This is a genomic window from Streptococcus oralis, from assembly GCF_003943825.1.
Classification (GTDB): domain Bacteria; phylum Bacillota; class Bacilli; order Lactobacillales; family Streptococcaceae; genus Streptococcus; species Streptococcus oralis_CD.
The window spans coordinates 86195-112237 of record NZ_RJNJ01000009.1; the positions used below are offsets into that span (position 1 = coordinate 86195).

General features: G+C 41.1%; 24 protein-coding genes. 17 read left to right on the forward strand and 7 right to left on the reverse strand.

Annotated features, from left to right (window positions below):
• The first annotated feature begins 16 nt into the window (after positions 1-16).
• The 3 genes from D8863_RS08485 (at position 17) to D8863_RS08495 (ending at position 3069) form a co-directional block, all read left to right on the forward strand.
• Positions 17-235, forward strand: coding sequence for a hypothetical protein (locus D8863_RS08485; RefSeq protein WP_000832179.1), 219 nt, complete (start codon positions 17-19; stop codon positions 233-235).
• 151 nt (positions 236-386) lie between these two features.
• The gene (gene aspS, locus D8863_RS08490) at positions 387-2150 is read left to right on the forward strand and encodes an aspartate--tRNA ligase (RefSeq protein ID WP_125441646.1); all 1764 of its coding nucleotides are present in this window, start codon (positions 387-389) and stop codon (positions 2148-2150) included.
• Positions 2128-3069, forward strand: coding sequence for a YitT family protein (locus D8863_RS08495; RefSeq protein WP_125441647.1), 942 nt, complete (start codon positions 2128-2130; stop codon positions 3067-3069). The genes aspS and D8863_RS08495 overlap by 23 nt, the downstream gene beginning before the upstream one ends.
• Positions 3070-3251: 182 nt before the next feature.
• Here the strand turns inward: D8863_RS08495 and D8863_RS08500 are convergent, their stop codons facing one another.
• The 5 genes from D8863_RS08500 to D8863_RS08520 form a co-directional block, all read right to left on the reverse strand.
• On the reverse strand, positions 3252-4238 hold the full coding sequence (locus D8863_RS08500) for a LacI family DNA-binding transcriptional regulator (protein WP_042768223.1): 987 nt from the start codon (positions 4236-4238) through the stop codon (positions 3252-3254).
• 9 nt (positions 4239-4247) lie between these two features.
• Complete coding sequence (locus D8863_RS08505; protein ID WP_042768224.1) at positions 4248-5048, reverse strand: DUF1189 domain-containing protein; 801 nt, start codon at positions 5046-5048, stop codon at positions 4248-4250.
• Between the two features lie 298 nt (positions 5049-5346).
• A complete protein-coding gene (locus D8863_RS08510) occupies positions 5347-6189 on the reverse strand; it encodes a sugar ABC transporter permease (RefSeq protein WP_001065656.1) in 843 nt (280 codons plus the stop codon).
• A 1-nt stretch (position 6190) separates the two neighbouring features.
• Positions 6191-7483 carry a carbohydrate ABC transporter permease gene (locus D8863_RS08515; protein WP_185761472.1) on the reverse strand — a complete coding sequence of 431 codons (1293 nt, stop codon included), beginning with the start codon at positions 7481-7483 and terminating at the stop codon, positions 6191-6193.
• A 126-nt stretch (positions 7484-7609) separates the two neighbouring features.
• On the reverse strand, positions 7610-8881 hold the full coding sequence (locus tag D8863_RS08520; protein ID WP_000095458.1) for an extracellular solute-binding protein: 1272 nt from the start codon (positions 8879-8881) through the stop codon (positions 7610-7612).
• Between the two features lie 474 nt (positions 8882-9355).
• On the opposite strand from D8863_RS08520, the gene malQ reads away from it, so the two are divergent.
• The 11 genes from malQ to D8863_RS08570 all read left to right on the forward strand — a co-directional run bounded on the left by malQ (position 9356) and on the right by D8863_RS08570 (position 19355).
• Positions 9356-10873, forward strand: coding sequence for a 4-alpha-glucanotransferase (gene malQ, locus D8863_RS08525; protein WP_125441649.1), 1518 nt, complete (start codon positions 9356-9358; stop codon positions 10871-10873).
• 24 nt (positions 10874-10897) lie between these two features.
• Positions 10898-13156, forward strand: a complete 2259-nt coding sequence (glgP, locus tag D8863_RS08530) for a glycogen/starch/alpha-glucan family phosphorylase (RefSeq protein ID WP_125441650.1) — start codon at positions 10898-10900, stop codon at positions 13154-13156.
• A 176-nt stretch (positions 13157-13332) separates the two neighbouring features.
• Positions 13333-14049, forward strand: coding sequence for a hypothetical protein (locus D8863_RS08535; protein WP_125441651.1), 717 nt, complete (start codon positions 13333-13335; stop codon positions 14047-14049).
• A gap of 52 nt (positions 14050-14101) precedes the next feature.
• The gene (locus tag D8863_RS08540) at positions 14102-14815 is read left to right on the forward strand and encodes a hypothetical protein (RefSeq protein ID WP_125441652.1); all 714 of its coding nucleotides are present in this window, start codon (positions 14102-14104) and stop codon (positions 14813-14815) included.
• Between the two features lie 10 nt (positions 14816-14825).
• Positions 14826-15539 (forward strand): hypothetical protein, encoded by a 714-nt coding sequence (locus D8863_RS08545; RefSeq protein ID WP_125441653.1) that lies wholly within the window; start codon positions 14826-14828, stop codon positions 15537-15539.
• A gap of 53 nt (positions 15540-15592) precedes the next feature.
• Positions 15593-16276: a hypothetical protein gene (locus D8863_RS08550; protein ID WP_125441654.1), complete on the forward strand. Its 684-nt coding sequence runs from the start codon at positions 15593-15595 to the stop codon at positions 16274-16276.
• Between the two features lie 57 nt (positions 16277-16333).
• The gene (locus D8863_RS11100; RefSeq protein WP_158084954.1) at positions 16334-16489 is read left to right on the forward strand and encodes a hypothetical protein; all 156 of its coding nucleotides are present in this window, start codon (positions 16334-16336) and stop codon (positions 16487-16489) included.
• A gap of 68 nt (positions 16490-16557) precedes the next feature.
• Positions 16558-17244 (forward strand): hypothetical protein, encoded by a 687-nt coding sequence (locus D8863_RS08555; protein WP_084917341.1) that lies wholly within the window; start codon positions 16558-16560, stop codon positions 17242-17244.
• Positions 17245-17318: 74 nt separating this feature from the next.
• A complete protein-coding gene (locus D8863_RS08560) occupies positions 17319-18545 on the forward strand; it encodes a Tle-like phospholipase domain-containing protein (RefSeq protein WP_125441655.1) in 1227 nt (408 codons plus the stop codon).
• Entirely contained in the window at positions 18538-18942 is a 405-nt protein-coding gene (locus D8863_RS08565; protein WP_125441656.1) for a hypothetical protein, read from the forward strand. Before D8863_RS08560 ends, D8863_RS08565 begins: the two co-directional genes overlap by 8 nt.
• 11 nt (positions 18943-18953) lie before the next feature.
• Positions 18954-19355, forward strand: a complete 402-nt coding sequence (locus tag D8863_RS08570) for a hypothetical protein (protein ID WP_125441657.1) — start codon at positions 18954-18956, stop codon at positions 19353-19355.
• A gap of 75 nt (positions 19356-19430) precedes the next feature.
• On the opposite strand, the gene D8863_RS08575 is transcribed toward D8863_RS08570, so the two are convergent.
• Both D8863_RS08575 and tyrS read right to left on the reverse strand, forming a co-directional pair.
• Entirely contained in the window at positions 19431-20279 is an 849-nt protein-coding gene (locus D8863_RS08575) for a putative RNA methyltransferase (protein WP_125441658.1), read from the reverse strand.
• Between the two features lie 54 nt (positions 20280-20333).
• A complete protein-coding gene (tyrS, locus tag D8863_RS08580) occupies positions 20334-21590 on the reverse strand; it encodes a tyrosine--tRNA ligase (RefSeq protein WP_125441659.1) in 1257 nt (418 codons plus the stop codon).
• Positions 21591-21730: 140 nt separating this feature from the next.
• Between tyrS and pbp1b the strand changes: the two genes are divergently transcribed.
• The 3 genes from pbp1b to dapD all read left to right on the forward strand — a co-directional run bounded on the left by pbp1b (position 21731) and on the right by dapD (position 26010).
• The gene (pbp1b, locus tag D8863_RS08585) at positions 21731-24238 is read left to right on the forward strand and encodes a penicillin-binding protein PBP1B (protein ID WP_125441660.1); all 2508 of its coding nucleotides are present in this window, start codon (positions 21731-21733) and stop codon (positions 24236-24238) included.
• Positions 24239-24315: 77 nt separating this feature from the next.
• Positions 24316-25227 (forward strand): DMT family transporter, encoded by a 912-nt coding sequence (locus tag D8863_RS08590; protein WP_125441661.1) that lies wholly within the window; start codon positions 24316-24318, stop codon positions 25225-25227.
• Positions 25228-25311: 84 nt separating this feature from the next.
• Positions 25312-26010, forward strand: a complete 699-nt coding sequence (gene dapD, locus D8863_RS08595) for a 2,3,4,5-tetrahydropyridine-2,6-dicarboxylate N-acetyltransferase (RefSeq protein ID WP_125441662.1) — start codon at positions 25312-25314, stop codon at positions 26008-26010.
• Positions 26011-26043: the final 33 nt, after the last annotated feature.

Sequence of the window (26043 nt, forward strand, 5' to 3'; positions counted from 1 at the left end):
AGAGTCAGGAGGTCACATGAAACGAGTAATTTTATTAGCAGTGATTCAAGCAGTCGTTCTATTTTTCATCATTGGAGCGCTAGCTTATGCTTTCAAGGGAGATTTCTTCTATAACTATCTAGCAGTCGTCTTTGCCCCTATTGCAGGTGTCTTGCGCTTTGGGACAGCTTATGCGACGGAGATTGTCCTGCCTAAAAAGGCAGCTGAGATTGCTGAAAAGCGTAAAAAAGGTTAAGAATCATAATCAGAGAATCCGATGACGTTTTCATCGGATTTTTTGTCTGTTCGTTTTGATTTCTAAAGACAATCAAACTTTTCTGCTGATTTTCATGAAGAGCCTGCGCTTTTATGGTAAAATAGTAACAGAATAAAAGAGGAGAGAAAACATGAAACGTAGTATGTATGCTGGTCGTGTTCGTGAGGAACACATCGGACAAGAAATTACTTTGAAAGGATGGGTTGGCCGTCGTCGTGACTTGGGTGGTTTGATCTTTATCGACCTTCGTGATCGTGAAGGAATCATGCAGTTGGTTATCAACCCTGAAAAAGTATCTGCAGAGGTTATGGCAACAGCTGAAAGCCTTCGTAGCGAATTTGTCATTGAGCTGACTGGTCAAGTCGCTGCGCGTGAACAGGCAAATGATAAATTGCCTACTGGTGCGGTTGAGTTGAATGTGACAGCTTTGACTGTGCTTAATACAGCTAAAACAACACCTTTTGAGATTAAAGATGGGATTGAGGCCAATGACGATACACGTTTGCGTTACCGTTACCTTGACCTTCGTCGTCCAGAAATGCTAGAAAACCTTAAGCTTCGTGCTAAGGTGACCCACTCTATCCGTAACTACTTGGATGAGTTGGAGTTTATCGATGTGGAGACGCCATTCCTTTCTAAATCAACGCCAGAAGGGGCGCGTGACTATTTGGTGCCATCTCGTGTCAATAAAGGGCATTTCTACGCTCTTCCTCAGAGCCCACAAATCACCAAACAGCTCTTGATGAATGCTGGCTTCGACCGCTATTACCAAATCGTCAAATGTTTCCGTGATGAAGACTTGCGTGGAGACCGTCAGCCTGAGTTTACCCAGGTCGACTTGGAAACGTCATTCCTTAGTGAGCAAGAAATCCAAGATATTACAGAAGGATTGATTGCGCGCGTGATGAAGGAAACAAAAGGCATCGAAGTAACTCTTCCATTTCCTCGTATGAAGTATGATGACGCGATGGCTCTTTACGGTTCTGACAAACCTGATACTCGTTTTGATATGTTGCTTCAGGACTTGACAGAAGTGGTTAGAGGTGTTGATTTCAAAGTCTTTTCAGAAGCACCTGCCGTTAAAGCCATTGTAGTCAAAGGAGCTGCAGACAACTACTCACGTAAAGACATTGACAAGATGACTGAAGTAGCCAAACAATATGGTGCCAAAGGTCTTGCTTGGGTCAAAGTGGTTGATGGAGAATTAAATGGACCAGTTGCCAAGTTCTTAACTGGTATCCAAGCAGAATTGACTGCAGCACTTGGTCTTGAAGATAAGGATTTGGTTCTATTTGTGGCGGATACGCTTGAAGTGGCCAATGCAACACTAGGCGCCCTTCGTGGCCGTATCGCCAAAGAGCTTGGCTTGATTGATAACGATAAATTCAACTTCCTTTGGGTAGTTGACTGGCCAATGTTTGAATGGTCTGAAGAAGAAGGTCGCTACATGAGCGCCCACCATCCGTTCACTCTTCCACAGGAAGAAACAGCTCACGAATTAGAAGGTGATTTGGCTAAGGTTCGTGCCATTGCTTATGATATCGTCTTGAACGGTTATGAGCTTGGTGGTGGTAGCCTTCGTATCAACCAAAAAGACCTTCAAGAACGCATGTTCAAGGCTCTTGGTTTCTCAGCTGAAGAAGCCAATGACCAGTTTGGTTTCCTTCTTGAAGCCATGGACTATGGTTTCCCACCACACGGTGGTTTGGCTATCGGTCTTGACCGTTTTGTGATGCTCTTAGCAGGAGAAGAAAATATCCGTGAAGTCATTGCCTTTCCTAAGAATAACAAGGCAACCGACCCAATGACACAAGCTCCTTCAACAGTCGCTTTCAAACAACTAGAGGAACTCAGCTTACAAGTAGAAGAAGATGAAACAAGCAAAACGAATTAAGCGGTGGCGCTATTATCTGCGCCGCTTTGCTTATCAGATAAAAATTTTACGTGTCTTACAAAGCATCTCTAAGGAAAAATATGATGAGAAGATATCAGCCTCTCTGGTTTATGGCTTTTTGTCAGCAGTAGCAGTCAATTTCTTTTTTCAACCAGGACACGTTTACTCCAGTGGGGCGACGGGTCTGGCACAGATTATCTCTGCCTTGAGTAATCACTGGTTTGGTTTTTACATTCCGATATCGCTAACCTTTTATGCTATCAATTTTCCGTTGATGATTTTGGCTTGGTATCAGATTGGGCATAAGTTTACAATCTTTACCTTTATCACAGTATCCATGAGTTCCCTCTTTATCCAGCTTGTGCCAGTTGTGACCTTGACAGAGGATCCCATTATCAATGCCCTTTTTGGGGGTGTTGTCATGGGCTTGGGGATTGGTTTTGCGCTCCGTAACAATATTTCTAGCGGAGGTACAGATATCGTTAGTCTGACCATTCGAAAGAAAACAGGGAGAAATGTCGGTAGTATTTCTTTCTTAGTGAATGGGACGATTATGCTGATAGCAGGTTTGACCTTTGGTTGGAAATACGCTCTCTACTCCATGATTACCATCTTTGTCTCCAGTCGTGTGACAGACGCGGTCTTTACCAAGCAAAAACGCATGCAGGCCATGATTGTGACCAATAATCCTGATAAAGTAATTGCAAAAATCCATAAAAAATTGCACCGCGGAGCAACTATGATCCACGATGCAGAAGGAACCTATAATCATGAGAGAAAAGCAGTCTTGATTACGGTTATCACACGAGCAGAGTTTAATGATTTTAAACACATCATGAAACAGGTTGATCCGACAGCCTTTGTCTCTGTATCCGAAAATGTCCACATCCTAGGACGATTCGTAGAAACAGACAATTAATACTCTTCGAAAATCTCTTCAAACCACGTCAGCGTCGCCTTGGATTATTTATGTGACTGACTTCGTCAGTCTTATCTACAACCTCAAAGCAGTGCTTTGAGCAACCTGCGACTAGCTTCCTAGTTTGCTCTTTGATTTTCATTGAGTATCATGACTAAAAAAACCAGCTCTGGAGCTGGTTTTTATTTTTCGATGATTTTGTGGGCAATCAACTGACGGTAACAAATCTGTCTATTATTTTTCGCGTCATTGATAATCTGTAAAATCGTTTCAAATGATGTTCGTCCAAGTTCCAGACTATTGATGTCAACATAGGCTACTAGGTCGAGTCGAGGATTGACAGAGTCAAAACTCAAGACAGGAACATTTAATTGGTGTTTACTGATGTAGTCACAAACCCCTTCTGCAAGGAGACTATCGGTTGTGATGATAGCGTCAATCTGTGGATCGTGATTGAACAGGAGTTCGCTGAATTGATACCCTTTTTCTTCTAGAAATTCGGTCGCAAAGTAGGTTAAGTTGGTATCAATCGGAAGTTGGTGTTGTTTGAGTGCGGACTCATAGCCAGTTAGACGATCTTGGGTTACGAAGAGTCGCTTTGTACCCCCGATAAAGGCAATTCGTTTGCATCCTTTTTTGATGAAATACTCTGTCGCATCAAAGCCCGCCTGTACATTGTCATTATCAACAAGAGGGATAAAGGGTGAAGTTGATTTTCCGAGAATGAGGAAAGGGAATTGCTCATCGGCTACTAGCTTGACCAGAGGGTCTTCTTCCTCGGCGTAGAGGAAAATCAAACCGTCAACACGTTTACCATAAACCATCTGAGAAATCGCATTGAGACGTTCTTTCTCATCTTTCCCCGTTGCAATCTGAATAGCGTAGTGGTTTTCAGACGCGACTTGGGCGATCCCTCGTAGGACAGATGGAAAGAAAGGATTTTGGTAGAAGGCATCCGAGTCGTCAGGGAGCACCAAGCCGATAACTTGAGTATAGCTACTTACCAAGCTACGAGCATTGAGATTGGGATGGTAGTTGAGCTCTTTCATTGCCTTGCGAACTCGTTTTTTGGTTTCATCACTAATCGTTGATTTGTTTTGAATAACGCGGGTTACAGTTGAAGGTGAGACACCTGCAGCCTTGGCCACATCTTTAATCGTAACGGGCATAAAAATCTCCTATTTATGATAATCTGGATCGCGGTAATGTGTTTTATAAAAGATGGTGACCAGATAAAGAACAAAAAGAATGTTTTGTACAGTGATAAGGGTTGTCATATTTTGGCCAAAAAGTCCCAAAATAAGCGTAATCAAAGTTGGTAATCCTAAACAGTTCAAGATAAAATGGTAGCACTCTTTAAAGCTCCTAAATGAAAAGAGGCGTGATTTTTTGGTGATATAAAGGAGGAGACTAGCTCCAAGAGAGACAATGAAGAAATTCAATCCAAAGAGGAAGCTAGCACCAAGAACGAGAAAGAGACTGATATAGACCCGATTTTGTTGGTACCAATCTTTAGAAATGGCTTGGGTTAGATCTTCCTTACTCTGGAAACTCTCCGTTTGAATCGCGTGGTAGCGAATGCGAGTCAGTTCCTTACTTTCCTTGCTGATGACGAGTTCTTCCGTATCAAAATGAAGTTGCAAGTCCTTTGGCAATTCCTTGCTTTGGCTCGGGCCAATCAAAAGAGAAGGCTGCTGATTCTTCGTACCTGAGTAGTTCAGCTTTCCATCAACGATTTGTGCATTCTCTGACAAGTCCATGATGGCTTCATCTGTCAGTGGAGTGTAGACATTATCGATAAAGGTATCCAGTGGATACGTTTCCTGTGAGCTGTTTTGAATGGCGATCGGAACCATAGACAAACTGATGAGGAAAATGCTCGTAAAGAGAAGCTGAAACCAGTTGAGGCCGAAACGTTTTGATAGGGGTTTGCGAAATCCCCAGATACTAGAGAAATACGAGAATGGATATGGAAGCATAGGCATCTTTCTAAAAGTGTTTTCTATATGAGTATTATTATATAGAGAAATGTGCTTTATTTCAAGTCTAGGAGATAAATTGCTTGCTTCAAGAATAGTTTTATAGTCACAAGCTCTAATACTCAATGAAAATCAAAGAGCAAACTAGGAAGCTAGCCGCAGGTTGCTCAAAGCACTGCTTTGAGGTTGTAGATAAGACTGACGAAGTCAGTTACATATATCTACGGCAAGGCGAAGCTGACGTGGTTTGAATTTGATTTTCGAAGAGTATAAAATGAAAAAGGGTGGCGGGGATAAATTATCCCTTGTCGCCACCACTTGTAAGTCCTGAAACAAAGTTCTTTTGTAGGAAGAAGAAGAGAATACAGATTGGAAGGGCGATGAGGATAGCACCTGCTGAGAAGTAGGCAATCTTCAAGTTTTTCACATTGCTGACAAAGGTCTGTAGACCAACGGCAACTGTAAAGTATTCTTTCTCACGAAGCAAGAAACTAGAGAGGATATAGTCTCCGAAAGGTCCCATGAAGGCCCAGAGCGCTTGTACTGCAACCATTGGGCGAACGAGTGGGAGAACAATTTGCCAGAAGCGACGGAAGTGTCCTGCACCATCTAGTTTTGCTGATTCATCAAGAGACATCGGTACTGTGTCGAAGTAGCCTTTCATCAACCAAGCATTCATCGGGATACCACCACCGACATATAGGAAGATGAGGAACCAGCTTTGGTTAAGGGCATTCAACATAAGGGCCATAACGAAGAAGGCTGTCAAAGCGGCCATAGTTGGCACCATTTGGATAATCAAGAAGAAGACCAAACTTTGTTTACGAGCCAAGAAGTTGTAACGGCTGTAGGCATAACCAGCAAGTACGATGATACTTGTTTGAACAGCCATTGTAATCAAGGCGATAATCAAGGTATTGAGATACCAAGTGCCGTACAAGGTTTCAGTGAAGAGCCCTTGGAAGTTGGCAAAGCTAAAGTCGACGTTAGCATCTAGTTTAAAAGCTACGACGTTACCAGTCTTGAAGGCTGACATAATAGTAATCAAAAGTGGATAGATAATCACGATTGAAAGACCAATCAAGTAGAGGTAAGTGAGGGTTTGAGTCAGTCTACGTTTGAGTTTGATTGAGTTATTCATCTTAGACGTCCTCCATATCAAATGCGTGTAGTTTCTTGAATGCGATCATAGAGATAGAGATGACAATGATAGAGATGATCAAGGTAACAGCTGCCGCCATAGAGTATTGAGGAGATGTACCTGTTGTCAAGCGATAAATCCATGAGATCAAGATATCAGTTGAACCGGCTCCACCACCAACGCTACCAGGACCTCCGCCGTTGAAGAGGTACATGATAGAGAAGTTGTTAAAGTTGAAGGTGTATTGGCTGATCAATGTTGGAGCTGCAACAGCCAAAATCATAGGGAAAGTGATGTTGCGGAATTTTTGCCAAGCATTGGCACCATCGATGTAAGCCGCTTCGTAGAGGTCGTTAGGGATTGACTGCAAGATACCCAAAGTCAAAACGTAGATGTATGGGAATCCTAGCCAACCTTGCATCATAATCAAGGAAATCTTAGTCCAAGTTGGGTCTGTTTTCCAAGGGATAAGCGCTCCGTCAAGGAAAGGAAGGACCTTAGCCAAGATAGGCAATACTTGAGTGTTGATCGCTCCGACACTATCGTTAAACATGTTTGAGAATGTCAAGATAGTGATGAAGGCTGGAACAGCCCAAGGAAGAAGGAAAATAACACCAAAGATACGTTTTCCTTTGATAAATGGTTGGTTAGCAATGATTGCTGTGAAGATACCAATCACAATCTGCAAAGTAGAAGCAGACAAGGCCCAGATGATGGTCCAAGAAAGAACTGCACCGAAGGCTGAACGGAAGGTACTTAAGCTCCAGATGTTTGTAAAGTTAGTTAAACCAACCCAGTCCAACAATTTGTTTGGTGGCAAGTGTTGGAAGTCATAGTTGGTAAAGGCAATCATCAAGGTTACGATAACTGGGAAGATAATCGCAAATGTCATAGCGACGTAAGATGGGATGATCAAGAGGTAAGGGAAACCATTCTCATAAATACCTTTGATCATATCTTTAAAAGTACGTGGGACAGGAATTCCATTGTTAATACGTTTTGCGATTGTATGTGCATCTTTAATATTTGAGAAATAAAAGAGCACATAAACGACTACAAAGATTAAATGGAAGGCACCACGAATCAGCATAAAGAGGGAATTATCACGACCTGGCTTGTCACCAAGAGTGATCAAATTGTGCAATTCAGGGGCTGCAAGTGCTAGGAAATAAAGAACAAATACGATAGTTACACCAAGGAAGATAAAACCTTTCGCCTTTTGTTTATTGTAAATCTGTCCTAACCCAGGAATCACTGAAAGCAAGGCTGCTTTGCTAGGTTGTTGGTTTTCCATGAATACTCCTTTCATAGGATACGAGATTGAAGTTTGTCTCCAATCGCTAGATAGGCAACTGCAATCATTCGTAAATTTATAAAATCAAAGGGGGATCTGTATTCTCCCCCCTTGTAACGAATTCAATTATTCACCAAATTTTTGTTTGATTGTTTCTTTGATCAATGTTACAGCATCGTTAGCAGCTGTCTTAGCATCTTTTTTACCACTTACAGCGTCAAAGAGCATTGTTTTAGCTGGATCCCAAACTGCTGACATTTGAGAAATGTTTGGCATTGGTTGAGCGTTCTTGAACTGTTTGATAACAGCTGTTGTCAACTCATCGTTTTTACCTTCAGCGTATGAACGAGCTTCAGTGTTAGCTGGGATTTCGTTAGTTGCATCGTAGAATGCTTTTTGTTGTTCAGTTGAAACAAGGAAGTCTACAAATTTTTGTGCAGCTTCAAGGTTCTTAGTGCTTGATGGGATGATCCAAGCTTTACCACCACCGAATGGTGTGTATTCTTTACCATTTGGAAGAGTTGGAATAGTAGCAACACCGTAGTTTACTTTAGCATCTTTGAATGCTTGAGCTTTCCAAGGACCGTCGATGATAGCAGCTGTTTTACCTTCTTGGAATTGAGTTTGGATCAAGTTTGCAGCACCTTCAGTATCTTGCATACCTTTAGGCCATTTTTCATACCAAGATTTAGCGTAGTTGACACCAGTGATAGAACCGTCGTTTGCAAGACCGATGTCTTTAGCGTCTTTACCGTTTTGTCCGAATACGTAACCACCGTTACCAGCAAGAAGTCCGTATGCGTAGTAGAAGTTTGTCCAGTCAGCTAGGAATGCAGTAGTTTTGCCATCTTCACCAGCGAAAGCGTATTTGCTGTCTTTAGCAAGTTCTTCTAATTCAGCAAAAGTTTTTGGAGCTTCTTTAAGCAAGTCTTTGTTGTAGTACATAACAAGTGACTCAATAACGGCAGGAGCACCGTAAACTTTACCGTCAGCAGCTGTTACAAGAGATTTAGTTTTATCATCTGTTTTTGCACCATCGCTCAAAGTAACTTCTGAAAGTTGTCCGTCAGTACCAAGGCTACCTACGCGGTCGTATGGTGCCATCATAACGTCAGCAGCTTGACCTGATTGGTTGTCAAGTGAAAGTTTGTCAAGTCCACCAAGTTGGTCACCTGATTTGATGTTAACTTTTGTACCTGATTCTTTTTCATAAGCTGCAGCAACTTTTTCAGCGTAGGCTTTGTATTGGTCTTCAACGTAGAAAGTGATTTCTTTTGCTTCAGATGAACCAGAATCAGCAGCCTTATCAGCAGTTTTGCTTCCGCAAGCTACCAAAAGTAAGCTAGCAAGAGTAGCAGTTCCAAGCACAGCAGCGCTCTTCATGAATTTAGATGACATAGTGTATTCCTCCTAAAGAATAACAAAAATAATTTAATGAGAAAACGCAAACGTTTTCTTTTACGAACTTAGTATAGCACAAACAGAAAACGGTTGCAAGCGTTTTTAGGAAATTTTTTAAAAAAATTTTAAGGTTTCAAACATTTGTTAAAGCCCATATATAGGAAAGAACTTAAAATGTTTGTTTTTTTTGAATTGAAAATATATTAGGAAAACGATTGCGTAAATTCGGCTCGGTTTTTCAGAAAATAGAGCAGATATTGGGAATGAATTATCTTAAATCAGAAAATCTTTAAAATTTTTTCGCTTATTTCATAAAATATCAGTGGCAACAAGTTTTGTTTGATTAAAATAATTCAAAAAAATTTTTTAAAAACGCTTGCATTTGTTTTTGAAATGCGTTATACTTAAATTAACGCAAACGTTTGCGCCTTAATTGCGCAACGTTTTATAACAAACACATGAGGTGCTATTATGAAAAAACGTCAAAGTGGTGTGTTGATGCACATCTCTTCTCTGCCAGGAGCATACGGGATTGGATCATTTGGCCAGACTGCCTATGATTTCGTTGATTTCTTGGTTCGTACGAAGCAACGTTACTGGCAAATCCTCCCTCTCGGGACAACAAGCTATGGAGATTCTCCATACCAATCATTCTCGGCCTTTGCTGGAAATACGCATTTTATCGACCTTGATATCTTGGTAGAGCAAGGCTTGCTCGAAGCCAGTGATCTTAAAGGTGTTGACTTTGGTAGCGATGCATCTGAAGTTGACTATGCGAAGATTTATTATGCACGTCGTCCGCTTTTAGAAAAAGCAGTCAAACGCTTTTTGGAAGTGGGTGATGTCAAAGATTTTGAGAAGTTTGCTAAAGACAACCAATCATGGCTCGAACTCTTCGCAGAATATATGGCTATCAAAGAGCATTTTGACAATCTTGCTTGGACAGAATGGCCAGATGCAGATGCTCGTGCTCGTAAAGCTTCAGCACTTGAAAGCTACCGTGAGAAATTGGCAGACAAGTTGGTTTACCACCGTGTGACTCAATACTTCTTCTTCCAACAATGGTTGAAATTGAAAGCCTATGCTAACGATAACCACATCGAAATTGTTGGGGACATGCCTATCTACGTAGCGGAAGATTCAAGCGACATGTGGGCAAATCCACATCTCTTTAAGACAGATGCCAATGGTAAAGCAACTTGTATCGCAGGATGCCCACCAGATGAGTTTTCTGCCACTGGTCAGCTTTGGGGGAACCCAATCTATGACTGGAAAGCAATGGACAAAGACGGTTACAAATGGTGGATTGAACGTTTGCGCGAAAGCTTCAAGATCTACGATATCGTTCGTATCGACCACTTCCGCGGGTTCGAATCTTACTGGGAAATTCCTGCTGGTTCCGATACAGCAGCACCTGGTAAATGGGTGAAAGGTCCTGGCTACAAACTTTTTGCAGCCGTTAAGAAAGAACTTGGTGAGCTAAACATCATCGCAGAAGACCTTGGTTTCATGACAGATGAAGTGATTGAGTTACGCGAACGTACTGGCTTCCCAGGAATGAAGATTCTTCAGTTTGCCTTCAACCCAGAAGACGAAAGTATCGATAGCCCACACTTGGCGCCTGCCAACTCTGTTATGTACACAGGAACACACGATAATAATACGGTCCTTGGTTGGTACCGTAATGAAATCGACGATCCAACTCGTGAATACATGGCTCGTTACACGAACCGTAAAGAGTACGAAACAGTGCCACACGCTATGCTTCGTACAGTCTTTTCATCAGTTAGCTTCATGGCTATTGCAACCATGCAAGACTTGCTAGAACTAGATGAGTCAGCTCGTATGAACTTCCCATCTACCCTTGGTGGAAACTGGTCTTGGCGTATGACAGCAGATCAATTGACACCAGCTGTTGAAGAAACTTTGCTTGACTTGACTACAATTTATCGCCGAATTAATGAAAATTTGGTAGAATTAAAGAAATAAGACAATATCAGGAGACACATAAACATGTTACCATTAAACGAATTTGTACAAAAACGTTACAATAAAACCATTGCAGAATGTAGCGATGAAGAGCTTTACCTTGCTCTTCTCAACTACAGCAAGCTTGCTAGCAGTCAAAAACCAGTCAACACTGGTAAGAAAAAAGTTTACTACATCTCAGCTGAGTTCTTGATTGGTAAACTCTTGTCAAACAACTTGATTAACCTCGGTCTTTATGACGATGTGAAAAAGGAACTTGCAGCTGCAGGTAAAGAGTTGATTGAAATTGAAGAAGTAGAATTGGAACCATCACTTGGTAACGGTGGTTTGGGACGTTTGGCAGCCTGCTTTATCGACTCAATCGCTACACTTGGTTTGAATGGTGACGGTGTTGGTTTGAACTACCACTTCGGTCTTTTCCAACAAGTTCTTAAAAACAACCAACAAGAAACAATTCCTAACGCTTGGTTGACAGAGCAAAACTGGTTGGTTCGCTCAAGCCGTAGCTACCAAGTGCCATTTGCACACTTCACATTGACATCGACTCTTTACGATATCGATGTACCTGGTTACAAGACAGCTACTAAAAACCGCTTGCGTTTGTTTGACTTGGATTCAGTTGATTCTTCTATCATCGAAGACGGTATCAACTTTGATAAGACAGACATCGCTCGCAACTTGACTCTCTTCCTTTACCCAGACGATAGTGACAAACAAGGTGAATTGCTCCGTATCTTCCAACAATACTTCATGGTGTCAAACGGTGCGCAATTGATCATTGACGAAGCGATCGAAAAAGGAAGCAACTTGCATGACCTTGCGGACTATGCAGTTGTACAAATCAACGATACTCACCCATCAATGGTGATTCCTGAATTGATCCGTCTCTTGACTGCGCGTGGTATCGAGCTTGATGAAGCAATCTCAATCGTACGTAGCATGACTGCCTACACTAACCACACAATCCTTGCTGAAGCCCTTGAAAAATGGCCTCTTGAATTCTTGGAAGAAGTGGTTCCTCACTTGGTACCAATCATCGAAGAATTGGACCGTCGTGTGAAAGCAGAATACAAAGATCCAGCTGTTCAAATCATCGATGAGAGTGGACGTGTTCACATGGCTCACATGGATATCCACTACGGATACAGCGTTAACGGGGTTGCGGCTCTTCACACTGAGATCTTGAAGAACTCAGAGTTGAAAGCTTTCTACGACATCTACCCAGAAAAATTCAACAACAAAACAAACGGAATCACTTTCCGTCGTTGGCTCATGCATGCTAACCCAAGCTTGTCTCACTACTTGGATGAGATTCTTGGACATGGTTGGCACCATGAATCAGATGAGCTTGAAAAACTCTTGTCATACGAAGACAAGGCTGCTGTTAAAGAAAAATTGGAAAGTATCAAGGCTCACAACAAACGTAAATTGGCTCGTCACTTGAAAGAACACCAAGGTGTGGAAATCAATACAAACTCTATCTTTGATATCCAGATCAAACGTCTTCACGAGTACAAACGCCAACAAATGAACGCTTTGTATGTGATCCACAAATACCTTGATATCAAGGCTGGTAACATCCCTGCTCGTCCAATCACAGTCTTCTTTGGTGGTAAAGCAGCTCCTGCCTACACAATTGCCCAAGACATCATTCACTTGATCCTTTGCTTGTCAGAAGTGATTGCTAACGACCCAGCAGTAGCTCCACACTTGCAAGTGGTTATGGTTGAAAACTACAACGTTACTGCAGCAAGCTTCCTTATCCCAGCATGTGACATCTCAGAACAAATCTCACTTGCTTCTAAAGAAGCTTCAGGTACTGGTAACATGAAATTCATGTTGAACGGAGCTTTGACTCTTGGTACTATGGACGGTGCTAACGTGGAAATCGCTGAGTTGGTTGGCGACAACAACATCTACATCTTCGGTGAAGATTCAGAAACTGTTATCGACCTTTACGCAAAAGCAGCATACAAATCAAGCGAATTCTATGCTCGTGAAGCCATCAAACCATTGGTTGACTTCATCGTCAGCGACGCTGTTCTTGCAGTAGGTAAGAAAGAACGCTTGGAACGTCTTTACAAGGAATTGATCAACAAAGACTGGTTCATGACTCTCCTTGACTTGGAAGACTACATCAAGGTGAAAGAGCAAATGCTTGCTGACTACGAAAACCGTGACGCATGGTTGGATAAAGTCATCGTCAACATTGCCAAAGCAGGATTCTTCTCATCTGACCGGACCATCGCTCAGTACAACGAAGATATCTGGCACTTGAACTAAGATACATTGCATCAGATTATAAAAAGCGCATCTAAAAAGATGCGTTTTTTTGATGAAATAAAGTAGAGACTTTAATTGAATATTCTCCATACCGTTAAAAGGCTAGCACAACAGAGGAAAAACAGGTATACTATTGTTAATTAGACTGAATCGGATAAAGAAGAGGGGAATTTACGATGAAAAAACTAGCACTCACAGTGGTACTTTTGGGAATGGCACTATTGACATTGACTGGTTGTTTTGGAAAAAGTAGCCGAAGATTTATCGAGGGAGAGGCTGCAGAGTTAAGCAAGGTCTATCCGACGGAGAATCTGGAAGACTTGTTTGAAAAGTTTTCGGATGGATTTCAGATAGATGTTATGGATGCTGAAAATCTTGAAGAAGATGAAAGAACTTCATCAATAATTTATCATTTAATATTAAATGGAATTTCGGAAACGAGAGAAATTAAAGGAAAGTACACTAAAGAGAAAGCATTTAAAAATTCGTCAGGGAATATAGAGCATGAAATGTTGTATCAAGGGGAGGTTTACTACAAAGATGGTAGTATTCACTTATCAAATGACACTGGCTCTAATAATAAAGAAAAGGGTGACTTAAAACATACCCGTCTTTTAATGCAGGAATTTTCTATTTCGCGGTCTAGTTTAAAAAGCCTAGAAGTAGTTCGGAAAGGCTATAGTTTTGAGACAGGTTCTGCAAGCATTACTTATAATCTTAAAAATGAACAAGTGAATGATTATTTGGGTTTAGAAAAAGATACTGAAATAAATATGGATATCAATATTTTTGAACCAACGATAGCAGGTAAAAGTTATGGATATACTGTTATTTTTAGAAAAAATGATATTGATCATACTGAGATGATTAATGGAAAACTAGAGGGATATTAGCAATGAGCGATAGTAAAGTAATCATCTTGGGTTCTGAGAGGAGGAATAATCCATGTTAAAAAAAATTGCAACGATGATGTTAGTTGGAGTAGGAATAATGGTGTTAGCTGGATGTAGCCTAAAAAGCAGCCGAAGATTTATCGAGGGAAAGGCTTCAGAGTTAAGCAAGGTCTATCCGACGGAGAATCTGGAAGATTTGTTTGAAAAGTTTCCGGATGGCTTTCGGATTCAAAGTGATGAACTTTATGATTATAAAGAAGGAGAGGGCTATCTGTTCCAATCTGTGAAATTGAGAGGAGATGGAGAAACGAAAAAGATAATAGGAACTATTGTTAGTGAGAAGATAACATCGAATGGAACAAAGGCTCCTACTGAAGAAAAAATCTATGAAGGTGGAGTAGTTTATAAAGATGGAATGATTCAATTGATGGATCCTCAGGCAAATGCGACGATAAGAAATCCTAAACTATTGCTCCAAGAATTTACAATCAATAGAAATACCCTGTCAAAATTAAAAATGGGTAGAAAAAGCTACAATGTTGAAACTCGGAGTGCAGATATTGTATACAATATCACAGATCCGATTTTAAATAATTACATGGGGGTGGAACCGGATAAAGAATTAAAAATGATTTTTTATATCATGTCTGGGACTGTTGAAAATAAAGCTTATAGCTATACTTTGGATATTAAAGATGGGCATAACTCTCATTCGGAATTATTTAGTGGTTACAAAAAACAAGAATTTAAACTTTATAATGATTGATGGGGAATTTATGATGAAAAAATTAGCATTGGTAGCAGTACTTTTGGGAATGGCACTATTGACATTGACTGGTTGTTTTACAAAAAGTAGCCGAAGATTTATCGAGGGGAAGGCTGCAGAGTTAAGCGAGGTTTATCCAACGGAGAATCTGGAAGATTTGTTTGAAAAGTTTCCGGATGGGTTTCAGATTCGTATAACAGATACTGAAAAGAAAGATGAAAACTCACCAACAATAATTTACCAAACGGTTTTAAATGGCATTTCCGAAACCAAAGAAATAAAAGGAGAAATTACCAAGGAAAGCTCATTCGAAAATTCAGATGGGAAAATTGAAAAGGAAATGCTATATAAAGGAAATGTCTACTACAAAGATGGCAGTCTTCATTTGTCAGAAGGAAGCACTTCTAATAATAAAGAGAAAGGTGACTTAAAACACTCACGACTTTTAATGCAGGAATTTTCTATTTCAAGGTCGAGTTTAAAAGGCCTAGAAGTAGTTCGGAAAGGCTATAGCCTTGAGACCGGTTCTGCTAGCATCACCTATAAGCTCAAAAATGAACAAGTCAATACATATTTGGGTTTAGAAAAAGATGACCAAATTAATATGGATATCAATATTCCTGAACCAACGGTATCAGGAAAGAATTACGGTTACTCCATCGCTTTTAGAAAAGATAGGCTCTACCATTCAGAAGGCATTGTAGGAAAACTAGAGGAAAATTAGTCATGAGAGGAAGTCAAGGAATTATCTTGATTCCTGAGAAGTAGGGGTGATTTATGATGAAAAAACTAGCACTTACAGTGGTACTTTTGGGAGTGGCACTATTGATATTGACTGGTTGTTTTGGAAAAAGCAGCCGAAGATTTATCGAGGGAAAGGCTGCAGAATTAAGCAAGGTTTATCCGACAGAGAATCTGGAAGACCTGTTTGATAAGTTTCCAGGTGGGTTCCAGATTACCTCAAAGGATTTATACGAATATGAAGAAAGTGGGTACAAACTCCAATCAATCAATCTACATGGGAATTCTCAAACTAGACAGATTTCAGGTACAATATCAGAGAAACAAGTTAGTTTTGATCAAGATGAAAAGCGTAGTGAAAGTTTTGTATATGAGGGTGAAGTCATTTATCAAGATGGTAAAATTCAATTAAAGGATCCAAATGCGAATTTTAAAATTAAGAATTCTGTGTTATTGCTACAAAGATTTACTATAAACAAAGATAAATTATCAGATTTGGATATAGTTCGTAAAAGTTATAATAGTGGGACTGGCAGTGCAGATATTGTATACAATATCACAGATCCGATTTTGAACACCTACATGGGAGTGGAGCAGGCTAAAGAATTAAAAATGATTATTTATATCATGTATGAGACGGTTGAAAATAAGGCTTACAGCTATACTCTAGATATTAAAGATGGTCATAACTCTCATACAGAATTAATTGAAGGTTACTAAAGTTGTATTTCGGCAAAAGTAATAAATTTGTGTAAAGAAGCACTACGAGGTAAAAATATGAGTGAAGAAACATCATCAGTCATTCTAGATGGAACAAATCCAACACTTGATGTTTCGGATTTGTCCTATGAATTTGAAAAGGCTAGGTTCACAGGCAATATCACACGTATTACGACAAAGCAAGCTCCTTTGAATGACTTGACGGTTATTTAGATTGAATCAGAAGCTTAAAACTGGTATAATGAAGTGACTATCTTGGATTCTGAGAGGAGGAGCAATCCATGTTTAAAAAAATTGTAATGATGATGTTAGTAGGAGGGTTTGGAATGATGGTGTTAGCTGGATGTAGTCTAAAAAGCAGTCGAAGATTTATCGAAGGAAAGGCTGCAGAGTTAAGCAAGGTCTATCCGACAGAGAATCTGGAAGATTTGTTTGAGAAGTTTCCGGAGGGGTTTAATATTACGATAAATGATTTATATGAATATAATGAAGATAGTGGCTATAGGTTCCAAACTATCAGTTTAGATGGGAATTCTCAAACTAAGCAGATTTCAGGTACAATATCAGAAGAAAAAATTAGTTTTGAACAGAATGGGAAGAACAGAGAAGAACTTATATATAAAGGTGCTGTAACTTATCAATATGGCAAAATTCAATTAAAAGATTCAACCGCAAATATCAAGATAAAAAGTCCGATATTATTACTCCAGGAATTTACGATTAATAAAGCTAGCCTATCAAAATTACATATGGGAGGTAAAAGTTATAGTTATGAAACGGGGAGTGCAGATATTGACTACACTCTTACGGACCCGATTTTAAACAACTATATGGGAGTAGAGCAGGACAAAGAACTAAAAATGATTATTTATATTATGCGTGAAGCAATAGAGAATAAAACATTTAGTTATACTTTAAAGATTAGAGATGGTCAAAATTCTCATACAGAACTTATAGCTGGTGGTTAAGTGTTAAAATTTTTAGTTTAATCTGTATATTTGGTTATAGACAATTTATCATTGAGGAATGACGAGGAAATAACATGAGTAAAGCTAACAACCTAGTTACTTTAGATGGGACTAATCCAACACTTGATGCTTCGGATCTGTCTTATGAATTTGAAAAGGCCAGAATTAAAGGAGCAACTGATAGAACTGTATCAAAAGATTACATTGACACCGAAAAGAAAATCATGCCCGAGAATTTTCAGTATCTATCCAGTTTCCGTGATCCTGATACAGGGACGAGTGGGGTTGCCTTTAGAGATAAGCCAAGTGGAAAAACCATCATTGCCTATACAGGAACCAACCCTAATAGTGACTTTTACAATGACGCGATCAAGACCGATGGTGTTAGTATCGCCTTTGGGACGGGGCATCACTATGATTCAGCATATCAGTTTTATGAGGATGTTCTAAAAAAGAACGGCTTAAATCCAGAAGATGTTATCTTGACAGGGCACTCCTTAGGTGGGAATGTCGCTCAGCGTGTCGCACTCAAATACAACGCTCCGGAAACCATCGTCTACAATGCAGCGCCTCTCTATATCCCTGCTGGCCTGAGTATTTTTTCTGCTAAAAATATAGCAGCGATAGAGAGTGACAAGGCTAGTTTTACGGGAAACATCACACGTATTACGACAAAGCAAGACCCTCTGAATAATATATCGGATCTAGTCAGTGGAGTTTATGTAGGAAAAGAGTATGTCATCCCTGATTCAGGCGGTCACATGATGGAGGATTTGCGGGCAGTCGCTGGTGATATCAAGTATACGATTGCGATGGACAACATTAAAAGAAATACGGATCAAGGCCTAAAACGTGTGCAGAGCAAGAAAGATCGCTTTAAAGTCAATGACATCGGTACGGCTTCTCCAAATGGCTTGTCCATTACAGAGCTCATCGCGCTGGACTCAGAGCAGTCGCTGGTTGTTGCTAGCGGATTATCCACTACTTCCAGTGCAACGGTTGATTTGATAGGTGCCAAAGGGACAAGTGCAGTCGATAAGGCTCTGACCGTGTTTAAAAGCCTCGGAGATGTACCATTCGGTTTTCTCCTATCCTCAGATGAAGTCAGAGCGACTTACAATGAATGTAATATCAACTATGGAACGGTTGTTGAAGTGGTAGATAGTCATTGTCGTACTGTTAAAAAGACCGCGAAGACAGTAGCTACTTCATTTACAAATTTGGAGACAAAAATAAAAGCAGGGATTGAACAAACCGTTCAGAAAGATAAAGAATTACAAGGGTTAATTGCTCATGGATAAGTGGAGTGAGATTAGGACGAAGTTAGTAGATGCCCAAGAAGAACTCTATCAGATTGGCGATCAATACCGACAGTCAAAGGATGATTTGGATACCAAGTGGAGCTTTTTGCATGATTTTCATAAGGGATTAAATCAAAAATTTGATGAAAAACATTCCCTTGTGTTGGCAGCTTATGCAAAAATGCCGGATGCCACTGAGGGCATGCTTAAGGCTACGGTGGAAACCATAAATCGGTACAGGATGGTGAGTGAAGGGGAGTATAGAACTCGGCGACGTGAGCTAGAAAGAAAATATGCCGATTTAGAAGATAGCTATAAGAGAAAGTATCGAAAACAAGAGGCAGTCATTGAGCAACTCTCTAGTGAACTAAGGTTATGTCAGTCAGATGAAAAATAGGAGGGAAACGGATGGGATTATTTGAAGATGTCGGTACTGGAATTTATGACTTCGCTAGAAAAAATATTCCAGGTGTGAGAGAAGTAGAGGGTGCTATACACGGAGCTTATGACTGGGGAATGGATCAGTTACGCTCTTTTGAAGCCTATAGTAAAATTGAGAAGGAATTAGAAAAAAACATCATAAGAACCTTGTATGTGCCAGCTAAAAAACGGGCTACGGTTCGGATTATTCAGAAATTTGACAAAGAAGCGAAGGAAATAGGTACAAATACAAAGAAAGAGATTAATTTTGTTAATAATCAAATTGATGCAGAGATAAAAGGAGAGTTTTCAAACGCTATTCAAGATACAGTTAGTAAAGAAAATCTCAAGTGGGATCAGTTGGTTGCAAGTGAAAATGGGGGAAGTTAACTCGCTGTTTTTTTACAAAAATCAAACCCGCACCTCAATCAAGGGTGCGGGTTTTGTCTTATCTGAAAGATTTATTTACACTGCTTTCCCAACCAAAATCTCTGCTTCGATGGTAATCTCAGTCAATTGACTCCAGTCAATCTTGCTCTGATCAACGTGAAAGAGTAAGGGTGTCATACTGAGCAGGGCTTGGCGTTGCTCTGCTGTGATATGCTTTGTTAGGGAAGCTATTTGGCTAGATTGGATGCTGAAATGTTCCTGGAAATGTTCTTTGATATCTTGGTTGGAATAATCCTTCTTTGTCAGCTGCTCCTGTACCATTTGGCGGATTTCCTTGAGATGATTTTCAGTCGGGATGACCTTGATTAAAATACCGTCTTTGGATAAAACGCGGCGAAATTCACCATAGTTGGCAGGGGAAAAGATATCAAGCAGGATGTCCATACTGGCGTCTTTTATAGGGAGGCGAGCCAGGTCACCGACAAACCAGTTGACCGCCCAGTTGGGTTCGCTCTTGGCAGCGATTTGAACGGAATCTTTTGAAATATCAAAGGCGTAAAAGGTTTTATCAGAGTGACTTTCTTGGAGTTTGCGAGAGTAGAAGCCTTCGCCACAACCGATGTCCAAGACAGTTTTTGCAGATGATTTAGTCGCTAGTAGGTCCGAGATACCTTCTAAGATAGCTTGATAAAAGCCAGCTTCTAGGATTTGTTGGCGGTTCTGGAAGTTTTCCTTGTCGTAGTTGGCCGATTGCTTGATTTGCGGAGCTAGATTGACATAGCCGAATTTTGCCAAGTCAAAAGAATGGCGATTGCTACACTTGAGACTAGTTTCGACCAAGGTCAGATTATCTTGACAGATGGGGCAGGCAAAGGCAGTCGCAGTAGCAAAGCGTTGGAGTTTGGGTTTGAGGTTTGTATTCATAGTTTTAGTCTAGCAAAAAAAGGACTGGATGGCAAATGCCTCCAGTCTGCTTTTTTAGTATGTAAGAACGAAGTATTTTTTCTTACCGCGGCGGATAACAGTTAGTTCGTTTTCTAACTTATCTGTGTCACTCAAGACATAGTCAAGGTCTTGGATACGGTCGCCGTTGACGTAGATGGCTCCATTTTGAACATCTTCACGGGCTTGGCGTTTGGAGTTCACCACACCAGATGACACAAGGAGTTCCACGATATTGTGGTTTTCGTCTGCTTGTACTTGGTAGTTTGGTACTCCACGAAGTCCTTGTTTAAGTTCTTTGACAGAAAGGTTTTTGATGTTTCCTGCAAAGAGTTGCTCAGTGATGTTGAGGGCTTCTTTGTAGGCTTCTTCTCCGTGAACAAGTGTTACGACTTCACGAGCCAAGACTTTCTGAGCCAAGCGTTCGTGTGGAGCTGCTTCAAACTGTTTGCGGATCTCTTCAATCTCATCCAGTGACAAGAAAGTAAAGATCTTCAAGAAGCGAACAGCGTCTGCATCCATGACGTTCATCCAGAATTGGTACATTTCGTATGGGGAAGTCTTTTCAGGATTGAGCCAGACTGCGTTTCCTTCAGATTTACCAAATTTCTTACCAGTTGCATCTGTGATGAGTGGCACAGTAATCACGTGACCAGTCTTGTCAGCCTTACGACGAAGCAATTCGGTACCTGCAGTCATATTTCCCCATTGGTCAGAACCACCGATTTGAAGGGTTACATTGTGCTCTTGGTTAAGGACAAAGAAGTCATAACCTTGCATGATTTGGTAGGCAAACTCAGTGTAAGAAATCCCTGTTTCAATACGTTTCTTCACAGACTCCTTACTCATCATGTAGTTGACAGTGAAGTATTTTCCGACATCACGGAGGAAGTCAATGAAGCTGATGCTGCCAAACCAGTCGTAGTTGTTGACCATGACAGCTTTATTTTCACCATTTTCAAAGTCAAGAAAGCGAGAAAGTTGTCCTTGGATAGACTTGACCCAGCCCTCTACTGTGTCTTTTGTTTGGAGACTACGCTCAGCATCTTTGAAGGACGGATCTCCGATGAGACCTGTAGCACCGCCAACGAGCGCATAAGGTTTGTGACCTGCTAGTTGCAAACGACGGCTAGTCAAGATTGCGACAAGGTGGCCTAGGTGAAGGCTGTCAGCAGTTGGATCGTAGCCAGTATAATAAGAAACTTGACCTTCTTCTAGGGCTTTACGCAAAGCTTCTTCATCAGTCGTTTGAAAAATCAAACCACGCTCTTTTAGCTCATCAAAAATGTGCATGTGTCTTTTCTCCTTTATAAAATATTGTTTCTACCTATTGTATCACAAACTTGATTAATAGCCTAGTGGAATAGGGAAGAAAGTGGCTATTTTATTGAAAGTTTCCCTTTTATGGTATAATAGAGAAAGCGAGGACATTCATGAAAGAAAGAATTAATGAATTAAAAACAAAAATGCTGCATTTTTTCCAGCAGCTAATGCAACGAATTGCAAAATGGAAGAAAAGACTAGCAGAAAAACTAGCTAATAAGAAAACCAGTAAAAAGGGGACCTCTTCTGACAAAGTTAGAAGGGCAGGGTCTATTTTTGCTAAGATTTTGAGTGGGTTTAAAATAGTCTTTAACACTCTCTTTATCTTAGGCTTTATCGGTGGGCTGTTTGGCGCTGGTGTGGCTATGGGTTATGGAGTCGCTCTATTTGACAAGGCCCAGGTACCTCAAGCAGAAGAGTTGGTCAAGCAAGTGAAGGATATTGCTTCCATCTCAGAAATCACTTATTCTGACGGCAGTACCATTGCCTCGATCGAGGGCGATTTGTTGCGCACTTCAGTCGCTTCAGATGCTATCTCAGATAACCTTAAGAAAGCCATTGTTGCGACAGAGGACGAACATTTCAATGAGCACAAGGGAGTTGTGCCTAAGGCCGTTATTCGTGCGACCTTGGGAACCTTTGTCGGTCTAGGCTCGTCTAGTGGTGGTTCGACCTTGACCCAGCAGGTCATCAAGCAGCAAGTGGTGGGGGATGCTCCAACTCTAGCTCGTAAGGCTAAAGAGATTATTGATGCTCTTGCTTTAGAAAGGGCCATGGATAAGGATGAGATTTTGACAACCTACCTTAACATAGCTCCTTTTGGTCGCAATCATAAAGGTCAAAATATTGCAGGTGCCCAGCAGGCTGCGGAAGGAATCTTTGGGGTCAATGCTTCGGATTTAACGGTCCCTCAAGCTGCCTTTATCGCAGGATTGCCACAGAGTCCAATCAGTTATTCTCCTTATGAATCTGATGGTAGTATGAAGAGTGATGAGGACATGGCTTTGGGAATTAAGCGTGCCAAGGATGTCCTCTACAACATGTACCGGACAGGAGCTCTAAGTCAGGAAGACTACGATAAGTACAAAGATTATGACTTTAAGAAAGACTTCCTACCATCAGGTAGTGTTAGTGGTACTTCGCGTGACTATCTCTACTATGCAACCTTGGCAGAAGCTACTGACCGCATGTACGACTACCTTGTCCAACGAGATAATGTCTCTGCGCAAGAATTAAAGAATGAGTCCATTCAGAAATCCTATCGTGATTTAGCCACTAAGGAAATTGAAAATGGTGGATATAAAATTACGACAACTATCAATAAAAACGTTCATGCTGCGATGCAAAATGCGGTTGCGACCTACGGCTATCTGCTAGATGATTCGACAGGCAAGCCTGAGGTGGGGAATGTCCTCATGGACAATCAAACGGGAGCGATCCTTGGATTTGTTGGTGGTCGTAATTATCAAGAAAATCAGAACAATCACGCTATCGATACCAAGCGTTCTCCAGCTTCAACCACAAAACCTATATTGGCCTATGGTATCGCTATTGACCAAGGTTTGATGGGAAGTGCAAGTATCTTATCAAACTATCCTACCAACTTCTCAAACGGGAACCCCATCATGTATGTCAATAGTCCTGGTACGGGCATGATGACATTGGGAGAAGCCCTTAACTACTCATGGAATATCCCAGCCTACTGGACGTATCGTACGCTTCGAGAGAAGGGTGTTGATGTCAAAGGCTATATGGAAAAAATGGGTTACGAAATCCCAGAATATGGGATTGAAAGTTTACCGATGGGTGGGGGGATTGACGTTACAGTTGCCCAGCATACCAACGGGTATCAAACTCTGGCCAACAATGGAGTTTACCATAAGAAACATATGATTGCGAAGATCGAGTCAACGGATGGTCGAGTGGTATACGAGCACAAGGATGAACCTGTCCAAGTTTATTCGAAAGCGACAGCAACCATCATGCAAAGTCTCCTTCGGGATGTTATCTCGTCTCGGATTACCTCAAGTTTCCAGACGGACTTGACGACTATCAATCCATCCCTAGCTCGTGCTGACTGGATTGGAAAAACTGGTACAACCAATGAAGATGAAAATATGTGGCTCATGCTTTCTACACCTCGCTTGACTTTGGGTGGCTGGTTAGGTCACGACGACAACAGACCGCTAGCCAAAGGAGCAGGCCACTACCGCAATGCCAACTATATGGCCCACTTGGTCAATGCTATCCAGCAAGCTGAACCTGGAATATGGGGGAATGAGCGCTTTAACCTGGATCCAAGTGTGACCAAGTCACAAGTTCTTCGTTCTACAGGGCAAAAACCAGGCAAGGTTTCCATCAATGGGAAAGAAATAGAAGTTTCTGGATCAACAGTAACGAGCTACTGGGCGACTAAAGAAGGCGCCCCAGTGACCACCTATCGCTTTGCTATTGGAGGAAGCGATGCAGATTATCTGAACGCATGGAAGAATATTCTAGGGAGCATTCCAGCAGTGACTCCTCCAAGCTCAAGTTCAAGCAGTAGCTCTGGAAGTTCAAGTTCGAGTGGGAATACTCAAAGTGGTTCTTCAGGACGTTCACGTCTATTTAATCGTTAAGAAAGAGTAGTAGCAAGGTTAGTAATTTCTCCTTGTTGCTACTTTTTTCTTTGTTGGTTTCGTGTTACAATAATAATATGAATCATTATCAGAAAAAGATTGTTAAGGGAACACTATACTCGCTACTCTCAGGCCTAATCTGGGGAATTTGTGGGATTTTAGGAGAGTATTTTTTCACTCATTATCCAGTGTCTTCTGGATGGATTACTTCTATGCGTTTACTAGTGGCGGGGNGTTTGGTTTTAGGCCTATCTGCCTTTCAGTTGCGTAGCCACTTGTTGGACATCTGGCGTGATAAGAAAAATTATCTACCTTTTTTAGCCTATGCTATTCTAGGTATTTTTTCTGTGCAGTTTTTCTTTTATCTTTGTGTTGAGTATTCCAATGCGACGACGGCAACCATTTTACAATTTATCAGCCCAGTTTTTATCCTGTTTTACAATCGAATCGTTTACCAGAAGAAGGCTTCGATTACAGCTGTGCTCTATGTTTTGATTGCCATGCTAGGTGTTTTTTTGATGGCCACAAAAGGGGACTTGTCCCAGTTGTCCATGACACCTTTGGCTCTAGTGACAGGTTTGCTTAGTGCAGTAGGGGTCATGTTTAATGTTATCCTGCCCCAACGTTTTGCACGGCGCTACGGTTTCGTTCCAACTGTTGGTTGGGGGATGATTCTGGCAGGACTCTTTAGTAATTTCCTTTACCCTATTTATCGGATAAGTTTTCAAGTGGATCTGGTAAGTGTGCTGATTTGTCTGACGATTGCTGTGTTTGGTACTGCTTTTGCCTTCTTCCTATCTATGAAGGCTGTGTCACTTGTTTCCCCGCTGGTTGTATCGGTGGTGAGCGCTAGCGAACCGCTCTCTTCAGCTTTATTAAGTGTTCTTTTTCTGGGATTGGTCATGGATGGTTTTTTGGCTTTAGCTATGGTGTTGATTATCGTTCCGATGATTTTCTTATCTGTAGAAGAAGCAAAACAAGCCCAGTAAAGATGATTATTTGATAGTTAAGGCTTCAAATTTGGGGCCTTTTTTGGTAGAATAGGTATCATTATAACGAACCAGGAGGCACCTATGACTGCTACAAAAATGAACGCTCAAGAAATTATCCAATTTATCGCTAATGCAGAAAAGAAAACCAGTGTCAAAGTAACCTTTGAAGGACAACTTGCAACTGCTGTACCAAGCTCTGTTGTCAAACTAGGAAATGTTTTATTTGGAGACTGGAAGGACGTGGCTCCGCTTCTTGAAGGTTTAGTAGAAAATCAAGATTATGTTGTCGAGCAAGATGCTCGTAATTCTGCAGTTCCTTTGTTAGATAAACGTGCTATCAACGCTCGTATCGAGCCAGGTGCTATTATACGTGACCAGGTTGAAATTGGTGCCAATGCTGTTATCATGATGGGAGCTGTTATCAATATCGGTGCTGAAATCGGTGCAGGAACCATGATTGACATGGGTGCCATCCTTGGTGGACGTGCCATTGTTGGAAAAAACAGCCACGTTGGTGCAGGTGCAGTTTTGGCGGGTGTGATTGAGCCAGCTAGTGCTGAACCAGTCCGTGTCGGAGACAATGTTCTTATCGGTGCCAATGCAGTGGTTATCGAGGGAGTCAAAATCGGTAGTGGTTCAGTTGTTGCAGCAGGAGCTATTGTTACCCAAGATGTTCCAGAAAATGTGGTTGTAGCAGGTGTTCCAGCTCGCATCATCAAAGAAATTGATGCCCAAACCCAACAAAAAACAGCGCTAGAGGATGCGCTTCGTACCTTGTAATTGTAAAAGTAAAAAAGAGGCGGAACCCTTTTT

Excerpts from the sequence above, each read along its gene's own strand:
- D8863_RS08485 (WP_000832179.1), top strand. The coding sequence starts at position 17 with ATGAAACGAGTAATTTTATTAGCAGTGATTCAAGCAGTCGTTCTATTT.
- aspS (WP_125441646.1), top strand. The coding sequence starts at position 387 with ATGAAACGTAGTATGTATGCTGGTCGTGTTCGTGAGGAACACATCGGA.
- D8863_RS08495 (WP_125441647.1), top strand. The coding sequence starts at position 2,128 with ATGAAACAAGCAAAACGAATTAAGCGGTGGCGCTATTATCTGCGCCGC.
- D8863_RS08500 (WP_042768223.1), bottom strand. The coding sequence starts at position 4,238 with ATGCCCGTTACGATTAAAGATGTGGCCAAGGCTGCAGGTGTCTCACCT.
- D8863_RS08505 (WP_042768224.1), bottom strand. The coding sequence starts at position 5,048 with ATGCTTCCATATCCATTCTCGTATTTCTCTAGTATCTGGGGATTTCGC.
- D8863_RS08510 (WP_001065656.1), bottom strand. The coding sequence starts at position 6,189 with ATGAATAACTCAATCAAACTCAAACGTAGACTGACTCAAACCCTCACT.
- D8863_RS08515 (WP_185761472.1), bottom strand. The coding sequence starts at position 7,483 with ATGGAAAACCAACAACCTAGCAAAGCAGCCTTGCTTTCAGTGATTCCT.
- D8863_RS08520 (WP_000095458.1), bottom strand. The coding sequence starts at position 8,881 with ATGTCATCTAAATTCATGAAGAGCGCTGCTGTGCTTGGAACTGCTACT.
- malQ (WP_125441649.1), top strand. The coding sequence starts at position 9,356 with ATGAAAAAACGTCAAAGTGGTGTGTTGATGCACATCTCTTCTCTGCCA.
- glgP (WP_125441650.1), top strand. The coding sequence starts at position 10,898 with ATGTTACCATTAAACGAATTTGTACAAAAACGTTACAATAAAACCATT.
- D8863_RS08535 (WP_125441651.1), top strand. The coding sequence starts at position 13,333 with ATGAAAAAACTAGCACTCACAGTGGTACTTTTGGGAATGGCACTATTG.
- D8863_RS08540 (WP_125441652.1), top strand. The coding sequence starts at position 14,102 with ATGTTAAAAAAAATTGCAACGATGATGTTAGTTGGAGTAGGAATAATG.
- D8863_RS08545 (WP_125441653.1), top strand. The coding sequence starts at position 14,826 with ATGATGAAAAAATTAGCATTGGTAGCAGTACTTTTGGGAATGGCACTA.
- D8863_RS08550 (WP_125441654.1), top strand. The coding sequence starts at position 15,593 with ATGATGAAAAAACTAGCACTTACAGTGGTACTTTTGGGAGTGGCACTA.
- D8863_RS11100 (WP_158084954.1), top strand. The coding sequence starts at position 16,334 with ATGAGTGAAGAAACATCATCAGTCATTCTAGATGGAACAAATCCAACA.
- D8863_RS08555 (WP_084917341.1), top strand. The coding sequence starts at position 16,558 with ATGTTTAAAAAAATTGTAATGATGATGTTAGTAGGAGGGTTTGGAATG.
- D8863_RS08560 (WP_125441655.1), top strand. The coding sequence starts at position 17,319 with ATGAGTAAAGCTAACAACCTAGTTACTTTAGATGGGACTAATCCAACA.
- D8863_RS08565 (WP_125441656.1), top strand. The coding sequence starts at position 18,538 with ATGGATAAGTGGAGTGAGATTAGGACGAAGTTAGTAGATGCCCAAGAA.
- D8863_RS08570 (WP_125441657.1), top strand. The coding sequence starts at position 18,954 with ATGGGATTATTTGAAGATGTCGGTACTGGAATTTATGACTTCGCTAGA.
- D8863_RS08575 (WP_125441658.1), bottom strand. The coding sequence starts at position 20,279 with ATGAATACAAACCTCAAACCCAAACTCCAACGCTTTGCTACTGCGACT.
- tyrS (WP_125441659.1), bottom strand. The coding sequence starts at position 21,590 with ATGCACATTTTTGATGAGCTAAAAGAGCGTGGTTTGATTTTTCAAACG.
- pbp1b (WP_125441660.1), top strand. The coding sequence starts at position 21,731 with ATGAAAGAAAGAATTAATGAATTAAAAACAAAAATGCTGCATTTTTTC.
- dapD (WP_125441662.1), top strand. The coding sequence starts at position 25,312 with ATGACTGCTACAAAAATGAACGCTCAAGAAATTATCCAATTTATCGCT.